The sequence below is a fragment of the Aquabacterium sp. A08 genome (assembly GCF_011742065.1).
The window spans coordinates 1-19939 of sequence record NZ_JAAQQT010000705.1 but is presented as its reverse complement, the minus strand read 5'-3'; the positions used below and the strand labels follow the sequence as shown (position 1 = coordinate 19939).

Genomic DNA, 19939 nt, shown 5'->3' with positions numbered 1-19939 from the left:
TTGGGCCGGGGCGCCCTCTGCGCCACTGCCACGTGTCGGGCACCATGGGGCAAATTGCGTGCCAAGCCCGGGCCTAGGGCTTACCCGGGGTTTTGGCGCGCCGCCGCGGCCCCGTCACCCCGGCGGTGGTGACAGTGTTGCAACGCCCCCCGCGCGGGTTGTCACAGGGTGTTCCACTTTGGATCAACGCCCTGTGACACCCGGGGCCGGCTGGCCGCGCAAGGCGGCCAGTTCGTGCTGGGGGTAGAGGTGGGTGACCGAGCGCACGTACTCCGCCGGCAACGCGGCCCAGCCGGCAAAACGCGGGGGAATCGGCAAGGCCAGCACCTCGCCCAGGTCCAGGCCGGCGCGGGCGCTGTCGCTCAGGGTGTGTGCCAGCCACTGCAGCCAGTCCCGGGTCTGTTCCAGGCCGCGCAGGTCGGTGTGCACCGGGCCGTGGCTGGGCACCATCACCCGCAGCGGCAGGGCGCTGGCGCGCTGGCGCAGGCGTTCCAGGCTGGCCTGCCAGTCGACCAGGCGGGCGTGTGGCGTGGTCGGCACCCGGTCGGCAAACACCAGCCCGCCGGCAAACACCACCCCGGTGCTGTGGTCGATCAGTACCAGGTCGTCGTCGGTGTGGCCGCTCAGGCGCAGCAGTTCCAGCCGGTGGCCGCCCCACTCGAACACGCCCGGCTGCAGCGCCTGCCGCGCCGGGGTGGACTCGGTGCCTTTCATCCAGTCGCCGCAGAGGCGGAACAGGTTGTCCTCGTAGGCCTGGCCTTCGGCCCGCATGCCGCGGATGCTGCCGGGCAGGGCTTCGGTCGGCACGTCGCCGTAGGCCTGGTTGCCAAAAAAATAGTCGGGGTGCAGGTTGAGGTTGAGCACCCGCACCACCGGCAGCGGCGTGACGCGGGCGATCGCCTGGCGCTGCTGTTCGCCGTACAGCCGCCCCGGCCCGGTGTTGACCACGATCACCCCGGCCGGCGTGGCGATGAAGCCGGTGTTGATGATGTTGCAGCCGTTGGCGCGGCCGAAGTCGGCGACCGCGCCTTCGATGACCCAGGTGTTGGGGGCGATGGCGCGCGGGCGCAGGCCGTGGTCGAGCCGGGTGGCGTCGGGCTGGGCCACAGTGGCCGTGGCCGCTGCGAGGGGCGGGGTGGGTGCCGGCGCCTGCGCCCAGGCCAGCCCGGCGGTGCAGGCCCAGGCCAGCCCGGCGGCCCAGCCGGTCGGGCGCCAGCCCGTGGCGCGGTGCGGCAGCGGTACTGTGCGGCCTGCGGGGCCGTGTGCGGTGGCCCTCATGCCGTCACCTCGTGGTGGATGCGGTTGCCGTTGTTGTCGCGCCCCTGCAGCACCAGCGTGCCGGGGGGCGTCTGTGCCAGCTCGAAGGTGATGAGCGGGTTTTCCGACACCGGTTCGTGCAGCTCCAGCCGCCACCAGACCTGGTCGGCGCTGTCGCGCAGCACCAGTTCCTCGATGTGGAAGGCTGGGATGCCGGCCACCAGGCCGGTGTCCATCGGGTGCATCACCCGCAGGCGCAGGCGGGTGCCCTGGCCGTCCAGGACATTGCGGAAAAAACGCGCCTGCACCTGGTTCAGGGTCTGGCTCCAGCTGCCGTCGGCGCGGGTGGCGCCGGGCACGGTGCAGCCGCCGCCGGCCGCGTTCACCCAGGTCTGGCCCACGTGCCACTGGCCGTCGCGGGTGCGCACCAGGGCGCGCAGGGGCGAACCCTGCTCCAGCCGGAAGCGAAAGGCCAGCACCGGCAGGGCCCGGTGCGGCTCGAAGGTCAGCACCTGCTGCACCGGGTTGCGGTCGGCCACCACCACGATGCGGTCGATGGCTGCGCCGCTGCGGGCCAGCGCGCGCGCGTCCAGCAGCACCGGCACGTTCATTGCGTCTTCGGCAAACGGCGGGCCCTTGATCTGCACCAGTGGGCTGAAGCGGGCCGGTTCGTCGCCCATGAACTTGCGTTTCACCACCGGCCACTGCATGGAGCCGAGCGGGTCGCCGCCGGTGTGGTCGGTCTGGGCCTGGGCCGGCGCGGTCCAGCCCAGGCCGCCGGCACCCACGGCGCCCAGGCGCCAGGCGGTGTCGCGCAGCCAGCGGCGGCGGTCGGGGCCGTGGGGGGGTGGGGTGGGGGGCATCGTCGTCTCCTGTGCTTATTTGTGTTTCAGATGCTTGAGGGGGCGGGGCCGGCCCGCCCCGGCTTCAGGGGGCGCCGCGCTGGCGGATCCAGCCGCGTTGCGGGTCGTAGCCGCGCAGGGCCAGTGCGAAACACACCAGCGTGCCGCCCAGCAGCACCGCCAGACCCGGCCCGTTCCATTGCCCTTCCAGGGCAAAGCGCATGGCCTCCACCGCGTGGGTGAAGGGGTTGTAGCGGGCCAGGGTGTGCAGCCACAGCGCGCCGGCCTCCTCCAGCTTCCACAGCGGGTACAGCGCCGGGCTGATGAAGAACATCGGGAAAATGACGAAGTTCATCGTGCCGGCGAAGTTTTCTAGCTGGCGCACGTACACCGACAGCATCAGACCGAGCGAGGCCAGCAGCACGGCGGCGCCCACCATCACCGGCAGCGCGGCCAGCAGGTGCAGCGGCGGGAAGGTGACGCCGAAGGCCCAGGCGATGCCCAGGAACACCACCATCTGCACCAGCGACAGCGTGGTGCCCGCCAGCAGCTTGAAGCCCAGCAGCCAGCCGCGCGCCAGTGGCGCCGTCAGCAGCAGCCGCATGATGCCCATTTCCCGGTCGTACACCAGCGACAGCGAGCTTTGCATGCCGTTGAACAGCGCGATCATGCCCAGCAGGCCGGGCACCATGTAGACCTTGTATTCGATGTAGGTCTCGTACGGCGGGATGATGGCCACGCCGAACACGTTGTGGAATCCAGCCGCGAACACCACGAACCACAGCAGCGGCCGCACCAGGGCCGAGGCCAGCCGCGCCGGCTGGCGCAGGAATTTGTGCAGCTCGCGGCCCACCACCGCGCGCAGGGCGCGCAGCAGGTGGACCGCCAGCGGCGGGGCCGGGGGCGCCGCGCCTGGCGTCGGGCTCAGGGACGGGCTTTGCACGCGGTTTCCTTCTGGTCCACGCCCAGGGTGTCCAGCACCTCGGTGGGGTGCAGCACGCCGTCCAGCGGCGCGGTGCCGACCACGCCGTCCACGTGGCTCAGGAACAGGGGCTGGCGCAACTGGCCGTCCCAGGCGCGGAACGACAGGCGCGGGCCCTTGGCGCCGTCCACGAACACCTGGCCGGCGCGCAGCTGGCGGGCCTGTTCGGCCAGGGGGGCTTTGGCGTGCTCGCTCAGCAGCGCGGCCACCGCCTTCACGGCCACCCAGGCGGCCCAGTCCTGGCCGGTCATGGGCCGCGCGGCGCTGCGCTGGAAGCGGCGGTTCACCTGCGGGCCGCCGTTGCGCTCCCATTGCGGGTGCCAGGCCAGCGGCACCAGGCCGTTGGCACCGACCACCGGGCGCGGCTGCTGGGTCGCGTAGGGCAGGGTGCGGGCGAATTCGCCGTCGGCGTCCATCACCGCCACCACGTCGTGGCCGCGGTCGTTGGTCAGCAGGCGCGGGTTGGCCAGGTCCCGCTCGCGCGGATCGCCCGAGAGCTTGAACGGTTTGGTCGCCGTCACCTTGACGCCGTAGCGCTTGGCCGCGCGCTGCCACGACTGGCCCATGGCCACGTCGTCCGGGTCCGGGCCCTGCAGCACCAGGGCGTTGCGCCAGTTGCGCGCGGCCAGGTACTGGGCCAGCGCGTCTTGCAGCATGTGCTGGCTGGGGTAGGTGTGGAACAGGGTGGCCCCACACTGCGCCCCGCGCAGACCGTCGGCACTGGCGCTGGCGTTGAACAGCAGGGCGGCCCCGCCGGCGGCCTTGGCCGCCTGCACGGTCTGGGCTTCGGGCAGGTCCAACACCCAGTAGGCCACCATGTCGGCCTTGAGCTGCTGCAGCACCCGGGGCAGGTCGTCGGCGTTGCGGGCGGTGGCCTCGCGCACCTTCAGCTGCAGGTCGGCGGCGCGCAGGCCCACCTCGGCGTCGCTGGCGCCCAACTGGGCGGCGGCCAGCAGCGTGCCGCCGGGGTGGCCGGGGTAGCGGCGCTCCAGCCGGCGCGGCAGGTGGCGGGGGTCGTCGTCGAGCGACACCACCGCCACCGTGTGGGTGCTCACCGCCAGAGCGGGCGCGACGGCACCGGCCAGCAGCGCCGCCCCCACGCCCCAGGCGCCCCAATGCAAGCGGCGGGGCGTGCGCGTCATTTCAGCACCAGCGGGGTGTGCGGCACGCGGCCGGCGGCCACGGTGCGCACGGCCTTGGCCTGTTGCGTGTCCACCAGGGTCATGTCGTCCGACAGGCCGTTGGTCACGTACAGGGTGCGTTCGTCCGGGCTCAGGCCCAGGCCCCAGGCGCGCTTGCCGGCCAGCACGGTGCGCCGCACCTGCTTGGTCGCCACGTCCACCTCGGCCACGTGGTTGGCCTTGCCCAGGCTGACCCAGGCGGTCTTGCCATCGCGCGTCATCACCACGCCCACCGGGGTGATGTCGGGCTGGCGCAGGCCCTGGATGTTGAAGGCCACCGTGGCCTTGACCTGGTGGGTGGCGGTGTCGAGCACGCTGACGTTGGCGCTGAGTTCGTTCGTCACCCACAGCTCCTTGCCGTCGGGCGACAGGGCGAAGCGGCGTGGCCGGTTGCCGACCTTGATGTCCTTGACCACCTTCTTGCCCGTCAGGTCCACCAGGTGGACCAGGTTGGCCTCTTCGGACGTGACGTAGGCGAACTTGCCGTCCTTGGTGACCAGAATGCCCTCCGGTTCGCCGCCGGTTTTCACCTGGAACAGCGGCTTTTTGCTGGCCAGGTCGTAGGCGGCCATCACGTTTTCGTCCTCAATGGACACGTAGGCCACCTTGCCGTCCGGGCTCAGGTCGAAAATTTCGGGGCTGTCGCCCAGCGGCACGGTGTCCACCATTTTGCCGCTGGCCAGGTCCACCACCCCCAGCTGGTTGCTGTCGCCGCAGCACACGTACAGCTTGGTCTGGTCGCGGCTGGCCATCAGGTGGCGCGGGCGCTGGCACACGTCGATGGTGCCGGTCTGTTTGCCGGCGGCATCGAACACGACGATTTTGTTGTCTTTTTCGCTGGACACGTACACCGACTGCGCTTGTGCCGTGGACCAGCCGGCGCCCAGCAGGGCGGCCAGGGCCAGGCCCAACGCGGTGGCGCGCAGGGCACGCGGGCGGGCAGGGGTGCGGGGGGGTGTCAAAGTCATTCGTGGTCTCCTGTGTTCTGGCATCGCCGTGTGCGAGTGTCACACGGTGCAGAGTTTCTAGCAATTTCAGTGCCTGAAAAACGGGCGCGGTATTTGCTTGCAGGTGTTGCACACGCGGCGACACGACCGCGACCCACGGAGACTGCCTTGCCCATCGATTCTTCGGCCCCGACCCGGCGCGCCTGGTTGCGCGGCGCCAGCGCCACCGGCCTGGCCGCCGCGCTGCCGCGGTGGGCCAGTGCCAACCCCCCTTCACCCTCTGCACCCTGGCCGCAACGGCCCATCCAGCTCATCGTGCCCTGGCCCCCCGGCGGCGGCACCGACCTGACGGTGCGCGTCCTGGCCGAAGAGGCCGCCGCCCGCCTGGGCCAGCCGGTGGTGGTCATCAACCGCCCGGGGGCGGCCGGCACGCTGGTGGCGCCCTTGCTCAAAGCGGCGGCGCCGGACGGCCACACCATCGGGCAGTTGCCCGTCACCGTGCTGCGCTTCGCCCTCATGAACCCGGTGCCCTGGGACCCCTTGACCGACCTGGCCCCCATTCTGCAGGTCTCCAGCACCACCTTTGGCCTTCTGGTCGCGGCCGACAGCCCCTGGCGCCACGTCGCCGACCTGCTGGCCTGGGCGCGCGCCCACCCCGGCCAGCTCACCCTGGGGTCCACCGGCGTGGGCTCCACCCCGCACCTGGCCATGGAGACTTTGCTGAAGGCCCAGGGCATCGCCTACACCCACGTGCCCTACAAAGGCACCGCCGACCAGATGCTCGCTTTGGTGTCCGGCACCATCATGGCGGGCATGAACTCCACCGGCTTTGCCCCTTGGGTGGAGCAGGGCAAGCTGCGCCTGCTGGCCGTGTTCGCCGAACACCGCATGCCGCGCTGGCCGCAGGTGCCCACCATGCGCGAACTGGGCTTTGAGCCGGCGGTGTACCACTCTCCCTGGGGGCTGGCGGCGCCGGCCGGCACCCCCCATGCCATACTGAACGCCCTGCACGACGCCTTCAAGCACGCCATGTTCACCCCCCGCCACCTGGCCGAACTGGCCCGCTACGACCAAGACCCCGCCTACCTGGGTCCCGCCGCCTACCAGGCCGCCCTGCGCGACGCACAGGCCCACGAACGCCGCCTGTTGCAAGGCATGAAACTGCTGGCCGCGCCCGCCACCGCGCCATGACGAATCTGCCCGACCCCGCCTTCGACCACCGTCCCACCGTGTTACAGGCGCAAGGCCTGGCCAAGGCCTACGGTGGCAAACCCGCCCTGCGCGGGGTGGACCTGTGCCTGCACGCCGGCGAACTGGTGGCCCTGCTCGGGCCCAACGGCGCCGGCAAAAGCACCCTCATGCAACTGCTGACCGGCCTGTTCGTGCCCGACGCCGGCCAGATCCAGGTGCTGGGCCACGACCTGCGCCGCGACGCGCCCCGCGCCCTGGCCGGGCTGGGCGTGGTGTTCCAGCAAATGGCGCTGGACCTGGACCTGTCGGTGCGCGCCAACCTGCTGTTCCACACCGATCTGCACGGCCTGCCCCGGGCCGTGGCGCAGGAGCGCATCGCGCAGGGGCTGGCGGCCTTGGGCCTGCCCGAGCAGGCGGGTCAGCCGGTGCGGGCCCTGTCCGGCGGCAACCGGCGCAAGGTGGAACTGGTGCGCGCCATGTTGCACCGGCCCCGCGTGCTGCTCATGGACGAAGCCACCGTGGGGCTGGACCCAGCCTCACGCCAGCAACTGCGCCAGGCCGTCCAGGCCCTGCGCCGCGACACCGGGGTGGCCGTGCTGTGGACCACCCATTTGGTCGACGAAGTGGCCGACGCCGACCGGGTGGTGGTGTTGCACCAGGGCCAGGTGCGGTTCGACGGCCCGGTGCCGGCGCTGCTGGCCCGCACCGGCACCAGCGATCTGGAGGCGGCCTTCCTGAGCCACACCGAACCACAGGCCGATCTGGGGCCCTCCGCCCAGCCTTGATGGCCTAAGCGGGGTTCGTGCAGGGCACGGCTTACAGCAATTCGCCGCCCAGCGCCACGGTCAGGTCGTTGATCAGGGCGCCCAGCTCGCCAGTGGCAATCGCCACGTCGGTGTCGAAGCCGCCGTTGTCCTCGGCGCCGGCGTTGTCCTCGAAGACGCCGTCCAGAAACGCCACCTTGGCCAGCGCGCCGCCCTCGGTGAGCACAAAGGACACGCGGCCGTCCCAGTCCAGCGCCAGCTTGGTCGGCAGCTTGCCCTGGCCGATGTGGCGGCGCATCTCCTCGTCCTCCAGGTGGTGGCGGGTGAATTTCACCACCGACTTCATCTCGTCGCCCGACTTCAGCTCCACCTCGCGGCCCGGCGCAAAATGGGCCGGCCAGTCGTCGGCGTTGCCGGTGAGCCAGGCGGTCATGGCGACCTGGGGCGACACCTGGGTGTTCAACGGGCTCAGGCGCAGGCCGTCGAAGGCCTGCACCAGCGCGGTGGTCACCGCGTCGGCCTTGGGCAGGCTGGTGGTGTCCAGCACCAGCCGGCCGGCGGCCAGGTCCAGCCACACGGTCACGCTGCTGGTTTTGGCAAACGCCATGGGCAGCAGGTCGTGCACGATCTCGTCGTGCAGCTCGCGGCTTTCCTTGCGCCCGGGTTTGCGGCCTTCCTTGGCCTCGATCTGTGCCACCCGTTCCTCCAGGTGGCGCTTGACGACCGAGCCGGGCACGCCCTTGGTCTCGATCTGAAAACGCAGAATGCGGTGGCCCGCTACCGTTTCCACCAGCGCCCCGTGGGCGTTGCCGCGCGGTGGCACCCAACCCAGGGCCTTGTCCTGCGTGGCGCCGCAGGGCACAAAAGGCATCTTCGCCAAGGCTTCTTCCATCTGTTCCACCGGGGCCGACCAGCCGTCGCCGATGCGGTAGAGCATCACATTCTTGAACACAGCATTCCTTCTTCAGAGCCGGCCCGGGCGTGCCGGGCATAGGTCAGCATCTTAGAGGAAGGCGGCGCACCCGTTGCGGCCGGGTGTGCCGGGGCACTCAAAATTGCAGCAGCGAGAGCAGCGACTCGATCTGCAGGCTGATGCCGGTGGTTACGCCCGTGGCGACGTACATGGCCGCGACCAGAGAGGCAAATGGGGTCAGGTATTTCATGGCGGTCGCTCCTCGGGTTACATTTCGCGGCGGGGGGCGCTGGTGACTTCGTAGCCCAGGGCCGTCAGGTAGCCGATCAGATCCACGCTGTCGCTGAGGTCTTCCAACCCTGTGCCGTCCGCCCCGTTCAAACCGAGCTGAGACGGGTGGCGCTGACCACCGGTTTGCAGCGATTGCAGGAAATGCTGAAAAGATGACATGGCTGCTTCCTTTCTTGGTTGCTTCCCGTGGAAGAGGTTGGGGAGACTGGTTGTGATGGTCGCTGCCCGGATGCCCGCACCACTGCCCGAGTGCGCCCAACCGTTGCTGGCGTGCACTGTTTGCATGCCGGTTCTGCGGCGGAGGCGTGCATGACCGCGGACCGCCCGGTGCCCGGCCTCACCAACCTGCTGGGCCAGCGCATCCTGGTCGTGGACGACGCCGAGGACGAGCGCAAACTGCTCGCCAACTACCTGCAGCAGCAGGGCTGCCGCGTCTACCTGGCCCGTGACGGCGTCGACGGGGTGAACAAGGCCCAGGCCGTGCAGCCGCACCTGATCCTGATGGACGTGCGCATGCCCGTGTGCGACGGCGTGTCGGCCTGCCAGGCCCTCAAGCGCCACCCCAACACCCAGCACATCCCGGTCATTTTTCTCACCGGGGCCGCTGCGCCGGGCGAGCGGGTGCAGGGTTTGCTGGTGGGGGCCATCGACTACATCACCAAGCCCTTCAATTTCGAGGAAGTGCGCCTGCGGCTGAGCATCCACCTGCGCCCACTGGCCCCGGTCGCCGCCCCAGCCGCGCCGCCCGCTCCACCGGCGCCCCAAGACCTGGCCGCGGGTGCGCCCGCCAACCGCCTCGACCGCATCGTTTTTGAAAGTGCCCGGCTGCACCTGCTCAAAGACCTCGGCGCCGTGCCCGACCTGCACAGCCTGGCCGCCGCGGTCGGCACCAACGCCCGCCGCCTCAACGACGCGTTCAAGCACTGCGTGGGGGCCACCGTGTTCGAGTACCTGCGCGAAGAACGCATGAAAGAAGCCGCCCAGCTGCTGGGCGAGACGGTGCTCGAGATCCAGGACATCGCCAGCGAACTGGGCTTCACCAGCGGCTCCAACTTCGCTGCCGCCTTCCGCGAGCGTTTTGGCATGTCACCCCGTGCCTTCCGCCAGGCCCGCCAGCACGCCCCGTCCCGACCGCAGGAAGCCCCATGACCGCACCCGGTTCCGAGCCCACCGCCACCCCGGCGTCCGCCTGGCGTTTGTTGTCGCAGGTGTCGCACGACCTGCGCGGCCCGTTGACCGTGATCCTGGGCACGGCTCAGTTGTTGCAGCCCCGCCAAGCGGCCGATGCCGACGCCGTCGCCTCCATCCTGGGGGCGGCGCGCAAGATGCAGGAAATGCTGGAGCGGCTGACCAGCCAGGCCCAACAGTTTCTGGGCGAGGCCACGCCCCTGCCCGACCCGGCCACGGGCGTGGCGTACACCACCGGCATCGTTGCTGAACTGGAGGCGGTGCTGGGGCAAACCGTACAGGTGTGCCCAGCCGACCCTGGCCCGGACGGGCGGGGCTGGCCGGTGGTGTTGCGACTCGACCTGGACGGCTTGCTGGCCGCGGTCCGCCAGCTTGCCGGCACCGCCTGGCAGACGCACGGGCTAGCCGTGGCGCCCACCCTGGCCTGGACCGGCAGCGCACTGCGGCTGCAATGGCCCATGCCCGGCGGGTCACCGGCCGTGTCCGCGCTGGAGGTGCCCGCCACCGCCGCCAGTGAGCGCAGCTTGCGCCCGCAGGACCTGGCCCGTTCAGCCCCCTCGTTCCAAGAGCCCCTCGGTGCTGCTGGCCATGCCCTCTGGCTGGCCGAGGACCATGCGGACGTCCGCGAACTGCTGGTGCGGGTGTTGGGCGATTGGGGATTGCGCGTGCAGGCCTGGGCCGACGGGCAGGCCCTGATTGACCACCTGGAGGCCCATCCCGAGGCTGCGCCCGCGCTGGTGTTGACCGACCTCACCATGCCTGGCGCCACCGGTCACGACGTCTTGCAGGCGTGTCGGAGGGCCTGCCCAACGGTCCCGGTGGTGTTGCTGTCGGGCACGCAGCCTTCGGCGCTGGGCTCATTTGCGCCCACCGAGGGGGCCTGGTTTGACGCGGCACTCACCAAGCCCATCGACTGGCGGCGTCTGCGCCACACCCTGCAGACCTTGCTGCCATGGCCCGCGAACGATACGCGCGGGTCAGCCATGTCGGCCGAATGGGAGGCGCTGCGCCAAGCCCTGGCCCTGGGCGCCGTCACCGACGTGCTGGAACTGGCCCAGCGCCAAGCCCAACGGCCGGGTCAGGACAACGGGTTCTGGGCGGCGGTGGTGGTGCTGGCCCAAACGGGCGATCTCGACGCGGTCGAAGACCGCCTGCGGGGGCACCAGAACCCGGCGGCTTGACGCCGGGCGGAGCCGTAAGTCAGGGGCGGACCAGCAGGATCTCGGCGCGGCGGTTCTTCGCGTGGCTGGCCTCGTCGCGGCCTTCCACGGCCAGGCGTTCCTTGCCATAGCTGATCGCTTCCAGCCCGCTGGCCGGTGCCCCGTAGGTCTCCAGCACCTTGCGCACGGCTTCGGCGCGGCGCTGACCCAGCCCCAGGTTGTATTCGGTGGAGCCTTGGGCGTCGGTGTGGCCTTCCACCATGGCCCGGGCCGGCCCGTTCTTCAGCAACCCGGCCACGCGCTCGAGGTCTTTCAGGTACATCGGCTTGACGTCGAACTTGTCGAAGTCGAAGTACACCACCACCTGCCGTTCGGCCTCGGGCTGGGCGGGGGCCACCACCGCCGCCACTGGGTTGGCGCTGACGGGCTCCGGGGCCGTCACCGGCACCGGGCGGCTGGTGGCGTAGATGATCTGGCGGTCTTCTTTGGTCACGGACCCCCCGGCAACGGCGCACCCCCCCAGGATGGCGGCGGCGGTCAGGGTGGTGATGAGTTTGTGCATGGGGAAGCCTTGGAGGTGTTGGGGTGAACAGGGATGCACGCTTTACCGGGTGAGGCATCAATCGGTTTCAAGCGCGGATTTTCCGACAGGAAGCGTCGGGTATTTGCGGTTTGAAACTTTTGCGCAGGTGCCCAGGTAAACGAGGCACATGACAGCGCAATCCCCGCGGCTGTCGTTCCCAGACCCTCCACAGGAAGCCCCATGCAAGCCAACACCGTCAGCCCGGCCAACGCAGCCGTCGAAGTCGTTCCCGTGATCCGCGGCACCGAGACGGTGCTCGTGCCCTCGAACCAGCCGTTGATCGCCGGCGACCGGGTCGTGACCGGCGACAAGGCGGTCGATGTCCGCGTGCGCAACGCCGCCGGCACCCAGGAAGCCATCGTCCGCGTGGCCCCCAACTCCGAGATCGTGGTGGGCGACAAGGACAACGCCGGTGCCGGTGCGGTGGCCGATGTGGAGGTGGTGGCTGGCGATGCCGCGTTCGTCGATCCCGCCACCGAAGAGGCCGTGACCATGGCCAAGAGCTCCAAATCCGGTGCGGTGCTGGCCGGCGACAGTGGCATGCTGCTGGCCGGTGCCCTGCTGGGTGGCGCGCTGCTGGGCGGTGCCCTGAACAACGACGACAACGGTGGCGGGACCTCTCCGACCGGCCCGGGCAACCCCACCGATCCCACCGATCCCACCAGTCCGAGCAGCACCCCGGTGCAGGCCGCGGTCTACGACAACGTGCCTTCGCACGTTGGGTTTGTGGCCGACGGGGGGCTGACCAACGACAACACCCCCAGCCTGCTGGTCGGCATCTACCCCGAGGGCGTCACCCCTGTGCTGCTGGTCAACGGTGAGCCGGTGGAGGCCACCTACAACCGCGAAACCGGCGAACTGACCCCGAACATGCCCCTGGAAGACGGCACCTACGAGTTGTCCTACCGCCTGGAAGGCGAGGCTGGCACCAGCCAGCCCAGCCCGTCCAGCACCGTGGTCATCGACACTGCGACCCCGGATCCCACCATCAACGTCAGTGAGGCGGGCGCAGTCGTCTCAGGCGAGGCCGAGCCCGGCAGCACCGTGGTCATCGAAGCCGAAGGCCGCGACCCTGTCACCGTGGTCGCCGACGAGAATGGCAACTACACCGCCACCTTCGACCCTCCCCTGGCCGAGGACAGTGGTATCACCGTGACCGCCACCGACGAAGCCGGCAACACCAGCAACCCGGTCAGCGGTTCCGTGCCGCCCGGCGGTGAGGGCCCGGTTGACCCGACCGATCCCACCGACCCGACCGACCCCGAAGCCGCCGACGCCACCCTGCTCAGCGGCGCCGCCGTCACCACCGACAACCTGACCGACACCGTGGACACCCTGTCCGAGTCCCTCGGCCTGAACGGCGTCACCGACCCCCTGACCCAGGAACTGGTGGACCCCTTGGTGGACGACCTCACCGGACTGCTGGACGAAGTGCTGATCGGCACCGACGGTGAGAGCGGTGTGCTCGGTGGCGTGGGCCAATTGGGCGATGCCGTGACCGAGCTTGGCGAAGGCACCGCTTTGGAGCCGGTGACCGGTTTGGTCGGTGACCTCGTGAGCAACCTTTCCAACACCCTCAACACCCTGATCAACCAGGACGCGTTGAATTCCGAAACCGACTCGACCACAGGCAACCTGTCGGACGACCTGGGCAGCCTGACCGGTGACCTCACGGCGGGCCTGGACGAACTGCTGGGCACCGACACCCTGGTGCAGGACTTGCTGAACCCCACAGCCGACAGCCTGCTCGATGGCACCGTGGGCAGCCTGCTGGACTCTGGCGACGACAGCACCCTGCTGGGAGGCGTGGACGGCACGGTGGACAACGCCACCGATGCGGTTCAGACGCTGGGCGATTCCCTGGGCCTGTCGGGCCTGACCGATCCCCTGACCGCCACCCTTGACGAGACCGTTTCTGACCTGGTGGCCAGCGGCGAAGACTTGCTGATAGCCGATGGCGGCCTGACCGACACCCTGATGGATCTGGGCGTGGGCATCGTCGGCAGCGGCGACAACCCCCTGACGAACACCGTTGGCGATCTGGTAACCGATCTGGGCGGCCTGACCGACACCCTGGCAGAAACCGACGTGCTGTCTGGCGAAACCACCACCGCCACCGGCGACATCGGTGACGCCCTGACCACCCTGACCGGCGACCTGACCGAGAACCTCGACGACACCCTGGGCACCGGCGATCTCGTGTCCGACCTGCTCGACCCCACCCTAGAGTCTCTGGCCGACACCACCCTGACCCCCGTGTTGTCGGGTGAGGAAGGGGGCATCACCCAGCCCTTGGTCAGCGACAGCGGCAACAACGACGATGGCCTGCTCGGCGGTCTGCTCGGCTGATTTTCTTCAACCCCCAACCCAACCCAACCACAATCATGCTGCAAAACCTCACTTCCGCCACGTCTCTGGCCGCTTCCCTGCCCCTGCTTGGTGATTCTGGCGATCTGACCGGCGGCGTCACCGCCCTGCTCGATGGCGCTCGGCTTTCGGGTCTGGTATCCAACGTCCAGGGGGTGGTGGACACCGCCCTGCCACTGGATACCCTGGTCGACAGCGTGACCACGGTGCTCAACCACACGGTCGACAACCTGCAGACGGCCCTCAACCACACGGTCGATGGCGCCCAGGCGCTGCTGGGTGGCGACCTGTTGGGCGGGGACCTGCTCGGCGGTGACCTGCTGGCCCCGGTGACGGGTCTGCTGGACGGCGTGCTCGGCGGCGATCTGCTGGGTGGCGACCTGTTGGGCGGGGACCTGCTCGGTGGTGACCTGCTGGCCCCGGTGACGGGTCTGCTGGACGGCGTGCTCGGCGGCGATCTGCTGGGTGGTGACCTGTTGGGCGGGGACCTGCTCGGCGGTGACCTGCTGGCCCCGGTGACGGGTCTGCTGGACGGCGTGCTCGGCGGCGATCTGCTGGGTGGTGACCTGTTGGGCGGAGACCTGCTCGGTGGTGACCTGCTGGCCCCGGTGACGGGTCTGCTGGACGGCGTGCTCGGCGGCGATCTGCTGGGTGGCGACCTGTTGGGCGGGGACCTGCTCGGTGGCGACCTGCTGGCCCCGGTGACGGGTCTGCTGGACGGCGTGCTCGGCGGCGATCTGCTGGGTGGTGACCTGTTGGGCGGGGACCTGCTCGGCGGTGGCCTGCTGGCCCCAGTGACGGGTCTCGTGGACGGTGTCCTGGGCGGTGAAAACGGTCTGCTCACTGGCCTGTTGGGCGGCGTGCTGGCCTGATGTTCAAGGGGTTTGACGTGGGATCGGGTGCATGGGATGCCGCCTCTTTGGGGTCCATGCCTCCTGTACCAGTCGGAGGCGGCGACAAATCCGTCGCTGCCTCGACCCCGCCGCTTGCGCCCATGGATTTGCTGTTTGACGAAGTCGACAGCCTGCTGGTTTTCCTGGCGGGTGCCGAACACCTTGAGCCCCAACTGTCCGCAGTGAACGCGACAGGCACCGATGAGATCTCGGCCCGCATCTCCGGCGTCTCAGCCTTGGTCGAGCAGGTGCAGAGGCTGACCGACATGGTGGCGTCCTTCGATCCCCCACCGCCCCACCCCTGAGGGGGCCGGGCTCAGCCCGTGGTTTTCAGGCGGTGACCCTCGACGTAGTATTTCGTTCCGTCGGGGTGGAGGTAGGTGTTCACTTTGGCCAACAAGGGGTTGGTCGTCTTGACCTCCACGGTTGTCAGCGTGGCGTCCGGGTCGTAGCTGCCGTCGGCCTTGGCGGGCCGTACCGACAGTTCCGTCACCACCGTGTAGGTTGGACTGACGCGGAAATCGTGTTTCTGGTTCGCCTTGGCCAGGGCCGCGGCTTCGGCTTGCTCGAATTTTTCCGAGTTGTAGATCATGTAGCTGGCCAGCAGGCCGGCCGGAATGGCCAGTCCGCCGGTGGCGCCGGCCGCCAGCATCAGGTTGTTGGCGGTGAGGCCGCCCCAGAACGAGGACATCTTGCGTTGCAGTGGCACGCGTTGTTCTTCCGGGTACTTGTCGATTTCGTTGAGCATCAGCAGCTTCATGCCGGCCAATGCCACCAACCCCAGCGGCGTGGTGCTGACCAGCGGGTTGGCCTCCACGGCACCGGCGGCCAGGCCCAGGCCCGTGCTCAGGCTGTCGCCGATGGCCATGGTTTGTGCCACCTGCTTGGGCGACAGCCCAGCATTCGCCGAGGTGTCTTCGGCGGCCCAGGCCGCCGGGTTGGTCGCGCACACGACCAAGGCGGTGGCCGCAAAACGGCGCCGCCAGGTGGCGGCCAACAAACCGTTGGGGGTGTGGGAGGGGGCAGCGGACCGGCGCATGGTGCTTTCCTTTCACAGGCGGTGTGGGGGGCAAGGTCGTGAACGACTCTGTGGTTCCCATCATCCGTCTGCGGCGACGGCCACCGTTGCTGGCGGTGTGCCCACCGTTGCTGGAAGGAAGGCTTTGCGGCCAATGCCGCTGGCTAATGACGTTGAAGGTAGGCTTGCAGCCGCTGCCACGCGGGTGAGTCGACACGGAGCCACAAGGCCTGCACCCGCGCCGAGCCGTCCGTGTGGGTTGTCACACGGCCCAGTTCCACCACCGCAACCTGTTGGTCCTCGCAGGTGCGCAAGCGCAATGCCACCGCGTATTCTTCCGAGCGCGTTCGCGCCAGTTGCCTGCACTGTAGGGCTTGGGGCGCATCCTCGGGGTCGATCAGGTCGTTCAGGGCAACGTGCTGGTCACGGAAATGTTCGGGGGGGTAACCCGTCAGCTCGGCGATGTTGTCGGTGACGAACAAGGTCAAGGGTGCGGCTTCCAGTGTCGCACTCCAGACCACGCCTGGCATCCCGTGCAGCAGGCTGTTGTACTGGCGTTTGGTGTGTGCCAGGTGGTTGCGCTGGTCGCGCACTTCGGTCAGGTCCTGGATGAAGCCCACAAACAGCAACGGCTCGGCCCGTCTCACTTTTTGCACAGTGAGGCTCATTGGAAACTCGCTGCCGTCCTTGCGCACCCCGGTGAGTTCGCGGGTTTTGGAAATTACCCGTTTGTCGTTGCCATCCAGTTGGTAGCGCGACAGGTAAATGTCGTGCGCCGACTTGAACGGTTCGGGCATGAGGATGTTGACGTTGCGGCCGATGATGTCGTCCTCGGTCCACAGGAACATTTTTTCCGCCGACTTGTTGAAACTGCGGATCAGGCCGTCCTGGGTGATGGTCACGATCGCATCGTCAGAACTGTCCAGGATGGCCTTTTGCTGGGCACTGGTTTCGAGGGTGCTGCGGGATTGCCGGGTCGCACGCAGCAAGCGGCTGACGAGCCAGCCCGACAGCAGGGCGAAGCCCATCAGCCCGCCCAGCGATGCGTAAGCCCAGAGAGGGGTGGACATGTCGGCTTGGCCTGGGCTCAGCGGTTGCGTTCTTGCTCGATGCGCCAGGTGTCGCCGTCGCGCCGCATCAGCAGGGTCTTGCGGTCCACCGCGCGGTGGTCGTTGGCACTGTAGCGCTGAACCAGTTGCACCTGGGCCTGGTCGCCATCGATGCGGGTCTGGATGTCGCTCAGGGCCACGCTGATGGAGCTCTTGCCGCCGATCCGGGCACGGCGCTGCGCCAGCCATTGCTCGCGGGTCATGCCAGCGGGGGCGTAGGTGGGGGTGTAACTCGCGACATAGGCCTCGACGTCACGCCGGGACCAGGCGTCGGCCCAGCCCTGCAGAGCGGCACGGACCTGTTGCTCTGCGGGGCTCAAGGGGGCCTGGGGCGCGTGGCGGGTGGCAGGCCGGGGCGTGTCAGTCACGGGGGCAGCAGTGCCACGCGGGTCTGTGGTGGGGGGGGCTACCTTGCTGGCTTGCAACGGAGCGATCTGGGACACCAGCCGCCATTTGGCCTGGGCGTGACCGGACTGACCGGCCGGTGCCTGCAAGGCATTCTGGTAGGACTGCGCGGCCATGCGGGCGTACACGTCGCCCAGGTTTTCGTGGGCGGCGGGGTACTGCGGGTCCAGTTTCAGGGCGGTCTGCAAGGCTTCCACGGCAGCCGGCCACTGGCCTTGACGCGCCAGCAGCACGCCCAGGTTGTTCAGGGGCTCGGGCGAGTCGGGGTAGGTGCGGTGCAGTCCGCGAAAAATGGCCAGGGCCTCCTCGTCGCGGTTGAGCTCGGTGAGCGCCACACCACGGTAAAAGGCCAAGTCCGGTCGGTCGGGTGTGCGTGCCAGCGCCTGGTCGATCCGTTGCAGTGCCTGTGCCGGCTGGCCGCGCTGGAGCAGTTGCTGGATGTCGGAGGGCGTGGCGTCGGCCCAGGTCAGGCCGGACAGGCCCAGTGACAGGGCGCACAGGATGAGTCGCCAGCGGCGGGTGGAAAACAGCGAACGGTTCATGTGTATGGGGGCGGGGCGCTGGGAGCGCCGTCGCGATTCAGTTCACCAGCACGGCTTCGTTGCAGAAGAGTTTGATGTGTCGCACATCACTGTAGCCCAGACGCAGGCCCAACTGGCTCAGCAGGGGGTCGATCAGGCCGCCGACAAGGTTGGCGATGACGGGTTGGACCAGGGTGTTGAGCACCGAGTTGATCACCGGCAGGATGGCCTGCAGGATTTCATTGACCAGGGTGTCCACCGTGGCCAGCAGCAGGTTGAGCAGGCCCGACAGCAGGTTGCTGATGATGTTGTTGCCCAGCAACTGGCTTTTGGTGGGGTCGCCGTACTTGGTCAGGCTGGCTCCCTGCACGGTGTTGAACAGGGTGTTCAGGGCGCTGGTCAGGGTGTTGCCAACCGATGAGCCCACGGTGTAAGGGCGCTCATCTTCGATGAGGAGGCCCTGGGCAGAGCCGGGTCCGAAGACGATGTCGTGCTGGGCCATCTGCTGCAGGGTCAGGGCCGGAGCGCCCAGTTCGAGCTTGCGCTTGATCAGGGGGATGTCCAGCACGGTCAGCTTGGCCGGGCAGTTGTTGAAGCCGGCGTTGGCGTCGTTCGAGATGCAGGTCTGGATCAGCCCGGTGCTCACCCGCATGCCAACCAGGGCGTCTTCGCGGCGCGGTGCGCACACGGCTTCGGTCAGCACCGCCTGGCCGGCGGCCAGTTCGAGGTTGATGTGGATGTCCTGAAAAGCGATGAGGCTCGACAGGGTGTTGAGCAGGGCGCCGATGCTGGGGTCCGACGAGAGCTTGAGCGCCAGTTGCAGGCGGACCTGGGCCGAGCGCGCCGTGGCCCCCAGTCCGCCGATGGCGTACTGGGGAGGCTCGATCACCTTGAGCGACAGGCCGACCAGCGGCAGGCCGGTCTGGAGCGCCACCGCATGGCTGCCATTGGCCACCTGGGCGGCCAGCATCACCAGGTCCAGGGCGGACAGGCTGGCTTGCGCCACCGAGCTGGGGTCCAGGGTCTGCAGGCGCAACACCTGGCCCAGGTCCAGGTTGAGGTCGCGCAGGTTGACGTTCAGCAGGTTGTTGAGCAGGGTGGTTTTGACAAGGCTGTCGGGACTGGCGTTGGCCGTGGCCACCACAAAGTCGTACAGGCTGACGCGGGCACCGGCCAGGCTGTCCACGCTGCCGAGGTTGATCGGGTCGGCCCGCACGATGTCCAGCAGCCGCACCTTGGCGTCGGCCAGGCCCTGGTAGGACACCAGGCTGAGGTTGACGTTGCTGCGCAGCAGCCCCGACAGCAGGGGGTTGAGCAGGCCGGCGTTGAGGTCGGCGCGGGCCACACCGGTGCCGATGGAGTGGATGCTCAGCAGCCCGCCATTGACCGGGTTCGCCGCGGTGGAGCGGGCCTCGACGAGCTTGCTGCGTTCGCCCCCCATGAAGTTGAGGATGAAGTAAGGCACTTCCTGCGCTGCCACCACACGCACGGCGTTGGGCGCCGCGGTGCCCGCCTGGAAGCGTTCGTCGGCCGGGCGGTCGGCGGCCCAGGTGCCACAGGTCAGGGTCAGGGCCAGGTCGGGGGTGGCGCTGTCGTTGCGGGCGGCGTTCTGGGTGGCGCGCTGCTGCATGGCGTTGCAGTCGCCGGGGAATTGCGCGCCGGCCAGCGCGGCCAGGTCGGCGGTCTTCTGCAGTTCGCGCTTGATGTAGAACACCTGGCCCACGTCCACCACGGCCAAGGTGGACAAGGCCAGCAGAATGGCGCCTACCCCCAGCAGCAGCACCCCGCCGCTTTGCCGTTGCCAACGCCTGAAACCGCGCATCGGGTTCAACGGTTGACCGATTCTTTGAGCTGCCGGTCGAACTGCGCCGGGATTTCGGACCGATAGCTGCGCAGGTAGCGCTCCCAGGTCTCGACAGCCACCGGGCCAGGGATGCCGGGGGCCGGCCGCCCGGCGCTCGCCTGGCGCTGGTGCTCGAACAGGGCGCGCGTGTCGGCGCCGATCGGGCGCGGACCGGCGGGTGGGTGGTCCACGCTGCGATCTGGCGCTTCGGCCGGCGGCTGCGTTGCGGGCGGGGTGGCCAAGTCCTGGGCCCAGCTCGGCGCTGCGAGGGCACACAACAACAAGCCCGCGCAGGTGCCCCATCGACGCAGGCGGGCAAGGGCAGTGGTGTCAAGGCGCAGGAGTGGGACGTGCATGGAGGTCTTTGGTGAGCGCATGGACTCAGTATCGTTTACCGAGGCGGGGCGGAAAAGGTTTCACGGCCGTCCACCGCACCGGTGCGTGCGGCGGCCAGAGCGCGCACCTTGTCGCGCGCTTCGGGGCC

General features: G+C 69.1%; 20 protein-coding genes. 7 read left to right on the top strand and 13 right to left on the bottom strand.

From position 1 onward, the window contains the following. Positions 1 to 183: 183 nt before the first annotated feature. The 5 genes from HA630_RS21650 to HA630_RS21635 all read right to left on the bottom strand — a co-directional run bounded on the left by HA630_RS21650 (position 184) and on the right by HA630_RS21635 (position 5230). Entirely contained in the window at positions 184 to 1278 is a 1095-nt protein-coding gene (locus HA630_RS21650) for a quinoprotein relay system zinc metallohydrolase 1 (protein ID WP_166833796.1), read from the bottom strand. After that, the gene (locus tag HA630_RS21645) at positions 1275 to 2120 is read right to left on the bottom strand and encodes a quinoprotein dehydrogenase-associated SoxYZ-like carrier (RefSeq protein WP_166833794.1); all 846 of its coding nucleotides are present in this window, start codon (positions 2118 to 2120) and stop codon (positions 1275 to 1277) included. The genes HA630_RS21650 and HA630_RS21645 overlap by 4 nt, the downstream gene beginning before the upstream one ends. A gap of 64 nt (positions 2121 to 2184) precedes the next feature. Then, entirely contained in the window at positions 2185 to 3042 is an 858-nt protein-coding gene (locus HA630_RS21640; protein ID WP_371809225.1) for an ABC transporter permease, read from the bottom strand. Continuing rightward, positions 3024 to 4223 carry a branched-chain amino acid ABC transporter substrate-binding protein gene (locus tag HA630_RS22525; protein ID WP_243855396.1) on the bottom strand — a complete coding sequence of 400 codons (1200 nt, stop codon included), beginning with the start codon at positions 4221 to 4223 and terminating at the stop codon, positions 3024 to 3026. The genes HA630_RS21640 and HA630_RS22525 overlap by 19 nt, the downstream gene beginning before the upstream one ends. Next, positions 4220 to 5230: a PQQ-dependent catabolism-associated beta-propeller protein gene (locus HA630_RS21635; protein WP_166833790.1), complete on the bottom strand. Its 1011-nt coding sequence runs from the start codon at positions 5228 to 5230 to the stop codon at positions 4220 to 4222. The genes HA630_RS22525 and HA630_RS21635 overlap by 4 nt, the downstream gene beginning before the upstream one ends. A gap of 147 nt (positions 5231 to 5377) precedes the next feature. Here HA630_RS21635 and HA630_RS21630 point away from each other — a divergent pair, with 147 nt between their 5' ends. Further along, the gene (locus tag HA630_RS21630) at positions 5378 to 6400 is read left to right on the top strand and encodes a tripartite tricarboxylate transporter substrate binding protein (protein ID WP_166833788.1); all 1023 of its coding nucleotides are present in this window, start codon (positions 5378 to 5380) and stop codon (positions 6398 to 6400) included. Continuing rightward, positions 6397 to 7185: an ABC transporter ATP-binding protein gene (locus HA630_RS21625; RefSeq protein WP_166833786.1), complete on the top strand. Its 789-nt coding sequence runs from the start codon at positions 6397 to 6399 to the stop codon at positions 7183 to 7185. The genes HA630_RS21630 and HA630_RS21625 overlap by 4 nt, the downstream gene beginning before the upstream one ends. Positions 7186 to 7216: 31 nt before the next feature. On the opposite strand, the gene HA630_RS21620 is transcribed toward HA630_RS21625, so the two are convergent. Together HA630_RS21620 and HA630_RS21615 are read right to left on the bottom strand one after the other, a co-directional pair. Next, positions 7217 to 8116, bottom strand: a complete 900-nt coding sequence (locus HA630_RS21620) for a recombination-associated protein RdgC (protein ID WP_166833784.1) — start codon at positions 8114 to 8116, stop codon at positions 7217 to 7219. 228 nt (positions 8117 to 8344) lie between these two features. Next, entirely contained in the window at positions 8345 to 8527 is a 183-nt protein-coding gene (locus tag HA630_RS21615; RefSeq protein ID WP_166833782.1) for a hypothetical protein, read from the bottom strand. A 150-nt stretch (positions 8528 to 8677) separates the two neighbouring features. On the opposite strand from HA630_RS21615, the gene HA630_RS21610 reads away from it, so the two are divergent. Together HA630_RS21610 and HA630_RS21605 are read left to right on the top strand one after the other, a co-directional pair. Further along, positions 8678 to 9517: a response regulator gene (locus HA630_RS21610; RefSeq protein ID WP_166837635.1), complete on the top strand. Its 840-nt coding sequence runs from the start codon at positions 8678 to 8680 to the stop codon at positions 9515 to 9517. Further along, on the top strand, positions 9514 to 10737 hold the full coding sequence (locus HA630_RS21605) for a response regulator (protein WP_166837634.1): 1224 nt from the start codon (positions 9514 to 9516) through the stop codon (positions 10735 to 10737). Before HA630_RS21610 ends, HA630_RS21605 begins: the two co-directional genes overlap by 4 nt. Positions 10738 to 10756: 19 nt before the next feature. Here HA630_RS21605 and HA630_RS21600 read toward each other — a convergent pair whose 3' ends face one another. Next, positions 10757 to 11278, bottom strand: coding sequence for an OmpA family protein (locus HA630_RS21600; RefSeq protein ID WP_166837632.1), 522 nt, complete (start codon positions 11276 to 11278; stop codon positions 10757 to 10759). 201 nt (positions 11279 to 11479) lie between these two features. On the opposite strand from HA630_RS21600, the gene HA630_RS21595 reads away from it, so the two are divergent. The 3 genes from HA630_RS21595 (at position 11480) to HA630_RS21585 (ending at position 14864) form a co-directional block, all read left to right on the top strand. Further along, positions 11480 to 13648 carry an Ig-like domain-containing protein gene (locus HA630_RS21595; RefSeq protein ID WP_166837630.1) on the top strand — a complete coding sequence of 723 codons (2169 nt, stop codon included), beginning with the start codon at positions 11480 to 11482 and terminating at the stop codon, positions 13646 to 13648. 35 nt (positions 13649 to 13683) lie between these two features. Next, on the top strand, positions 13684 to 14538 hold the full coding sequence (locus HA630_RS21590) for a hypothetical protein (RefSeq protein WP_208300212.1): 855 nt from the start codon (positions 13684 to 13686) through the stop codon (positions 14536 to 14538). Between the two features lie 122 nt (positions 14539 to 14660). After that, positions 14661 to 14864 carry a hypothetical protein gene (locus HA630_RS21585; RefSeq protein ID WP_166837628.1) on the top strand — a complete coding sequence of 68 codons (204 nt, stop codon included), beginning with the start codon at positions 14661 to 14663 and terminating at the stop codon, positions 14862 to 14864. Positions 14865 to 14875: 11 nt separating this feature from the next. On the opposite strand, the gene HA630_RS21580 is transcribed toward HA630_RS21585, so the two are convergent. From HA630_RS21580 to HA630_RS26625, 5 genes are all read right to left on the bottom strand, one after another. Further along, positions 14876 to 15598 (bottom strand): hypothetical protein, encoded by a 723-nt coding sequence (locus HA630_RS21580; protein ID WP_166837626.1) that lies wholly within the window; start codon positions 15596 to 15598, stop codon positions 14876 to 14878. Between the two features lie 143 nt (positions 15599 to 15741). Beyond that, positions 15742 to 16605 (bottom strand): PAS domain S-box protein, encoded by an 864-nt coding sequence (locus tag HA630_RS21575; RefSeq protein ID WP_166837624.1) that lies wholly within the window; start codon positions 16603 to 16605, stop codon positions 15742 to 15744. Between the two features lie 59 nt (positions 16606 to 16664). Continuing rightward, positions 16665 to 17633: a tetratricopeptide repeat protein gene (locus HA630_RS21570; protein WP_166837622.1), complete on the bottom strand. Its 969-nt coding sequence runs from the start codon at positions 17631 to 17633 to the stop codon at positions 16665 to 16667. A 37-nt stretch (positions 17634 to 17670) separates the two neighbouring features. After that, a complete protein-coding gene (locus tag HA630_RS21565; RefSeq protein WP_166837620.1) occupies positions 17671 to 19434 on the bottom strand; it encodes a TadG family pilus assembly protein in 1764 nt (587 codons plus the stop codon). A 5-nt stretch (positions 19435 to 19439) separates the two neighbouring features. Continuing rightward, positions 19440 to 19646 carry a DUF3613 domain-containing protein gene (locus HA630_RS26625; protein ID WP_166833655.1) on the bottom strand — a complete coding sequence of 69 codons (207 nt, stop codon included), beginning with the start codon at positions 19644 to 19646 and terminating at the stop codon, positions 19440 to 19442. Positions 19647 to 19939 lie beyond the last annotated feature (293 nt).

What these genes read in the sequence shown, in the direction of transcription:
- HA630_RS21650 (WP_166833796.1), bottom strand. Translation starts at nt 1,278, where the DNA reads ATGAGGGCCACCGCACACGGCCCCGCAGGCCGCACAGTACCGCTGCCG.
- HA630_RS21645 (WP_166833794.1), bottom strand. Translation starts at nt 2,120, where the DNA reads ATGCCCCCCACCCCACCCCCCCACGGCCCCGACCGCCGCCGCTGGCTG.
- HA630_RS22525 (WP_243855396.1), bottom strand. Translation starts at nt 4,223, where the DNA reads ATGACGCGCACGCCCCGCCGCTTGCATTGGGGCGCCTGGGGCGTGGGG.
- HA630_RS21635 (WP_166833790.1), bottom strand. Translation starts at nt 5,230, where the DNA reads ATGACTTTGACACCCCCCCGCACCCCTGCCCGCCCGCGTGCCCTGCGC.
- HA630_RS21625 (WP_166833786.1), top strand. Translation starts at nt 6,397, where the DNA reads ATGACGAATCTGCCCGACCCCGCCTTCGACCACCGTCCCACCGTGTTA.
- HA630_RS21615 (WP_166833782.1), bottom strand. Translation starts at nt 8,527, where the DNA reads ATGTCATCTTTTCAGCATTTCCTGCAATCGCTGCAAACCGGTGGTCAG.
- HA630_RS21610 (WP_166837635.1), top strand. Translation starts at nt 8,678, where the DNA reads ATGACCGCGGACCGCCCGGTGCCCGGCCTCACCAACCTGCTGGGCCAG.
- HA630_RS21605 (WP_166837634.1), top strand. Translation starts at nt 9,514, where the DNA reads ATGACCGCACCCGGTTCCGAGCCCACCGCCACCCCGGCGTCCGCCTGG.
- HA630_RS21600 (WP_166837632.1), bottom strand. Translation starts at nt 11,278, where the DNA reads ATGCACAAACTCATCACCACCCTGACCGCCGCCGCCATCCTGGGGGGG.
- HA630_RS21595 (WP_166837630.1), top strand. Translation starts at nt 11,480, where the DNA reads ATGCAAGCCAACACCGTCAGCCCGGCCAACGCAGCCGTCGAAGTCGTT.
- HA630_RS21590 (WP_208300212.1), top strand. Translation starts at nt 13,684, where the DNA reads ATGCTGCAAAACCTCACTTCCGCCACGTCTCTGGCCGCTTCCCTGCCC.
- HA630_RS21585 (WP_166837628.1), top strand. Translation starts at nt 14,661, where the DNA reads ATGGATTTGCTGTTTGACGAAGTCGACAGCCTGCTGGTTTTCCTGGCG.
- HA630_RS21580 (WP_166837626.1), bottom strand. Translation starts at nt 15,598, where the DNA reads ATGCGCCGGTCCGCTGCCCCCTCCCACACCCCCAACGGTTTGTTGGCC.
- HA630_RS21575 (WP_166837624.1), bottom strand. Translation starts at nt 16,605, where the DNA reads ATGGGCTTCGCCCTGCTGTCGGGCTGGCTCGTCAGCCGCTTGCTGCGT.
- HA630_RS21570 (WP_166837622.1), bottom strand. Translation starts at nt 17,633, where the DNA reads ATGAACCGTTCGCTGTTTTCCACCCGCCGCTGGCGACTCATCCTGTGC.
- HA630_RS21565 (WP_166837620.1), bottom strand. Translation starts at nt 19,434, where the DNA reads ATGCGCGGTTTCAGGCGTTGGCAACGGCAAAGCGGCGGGGTGCTGCTG.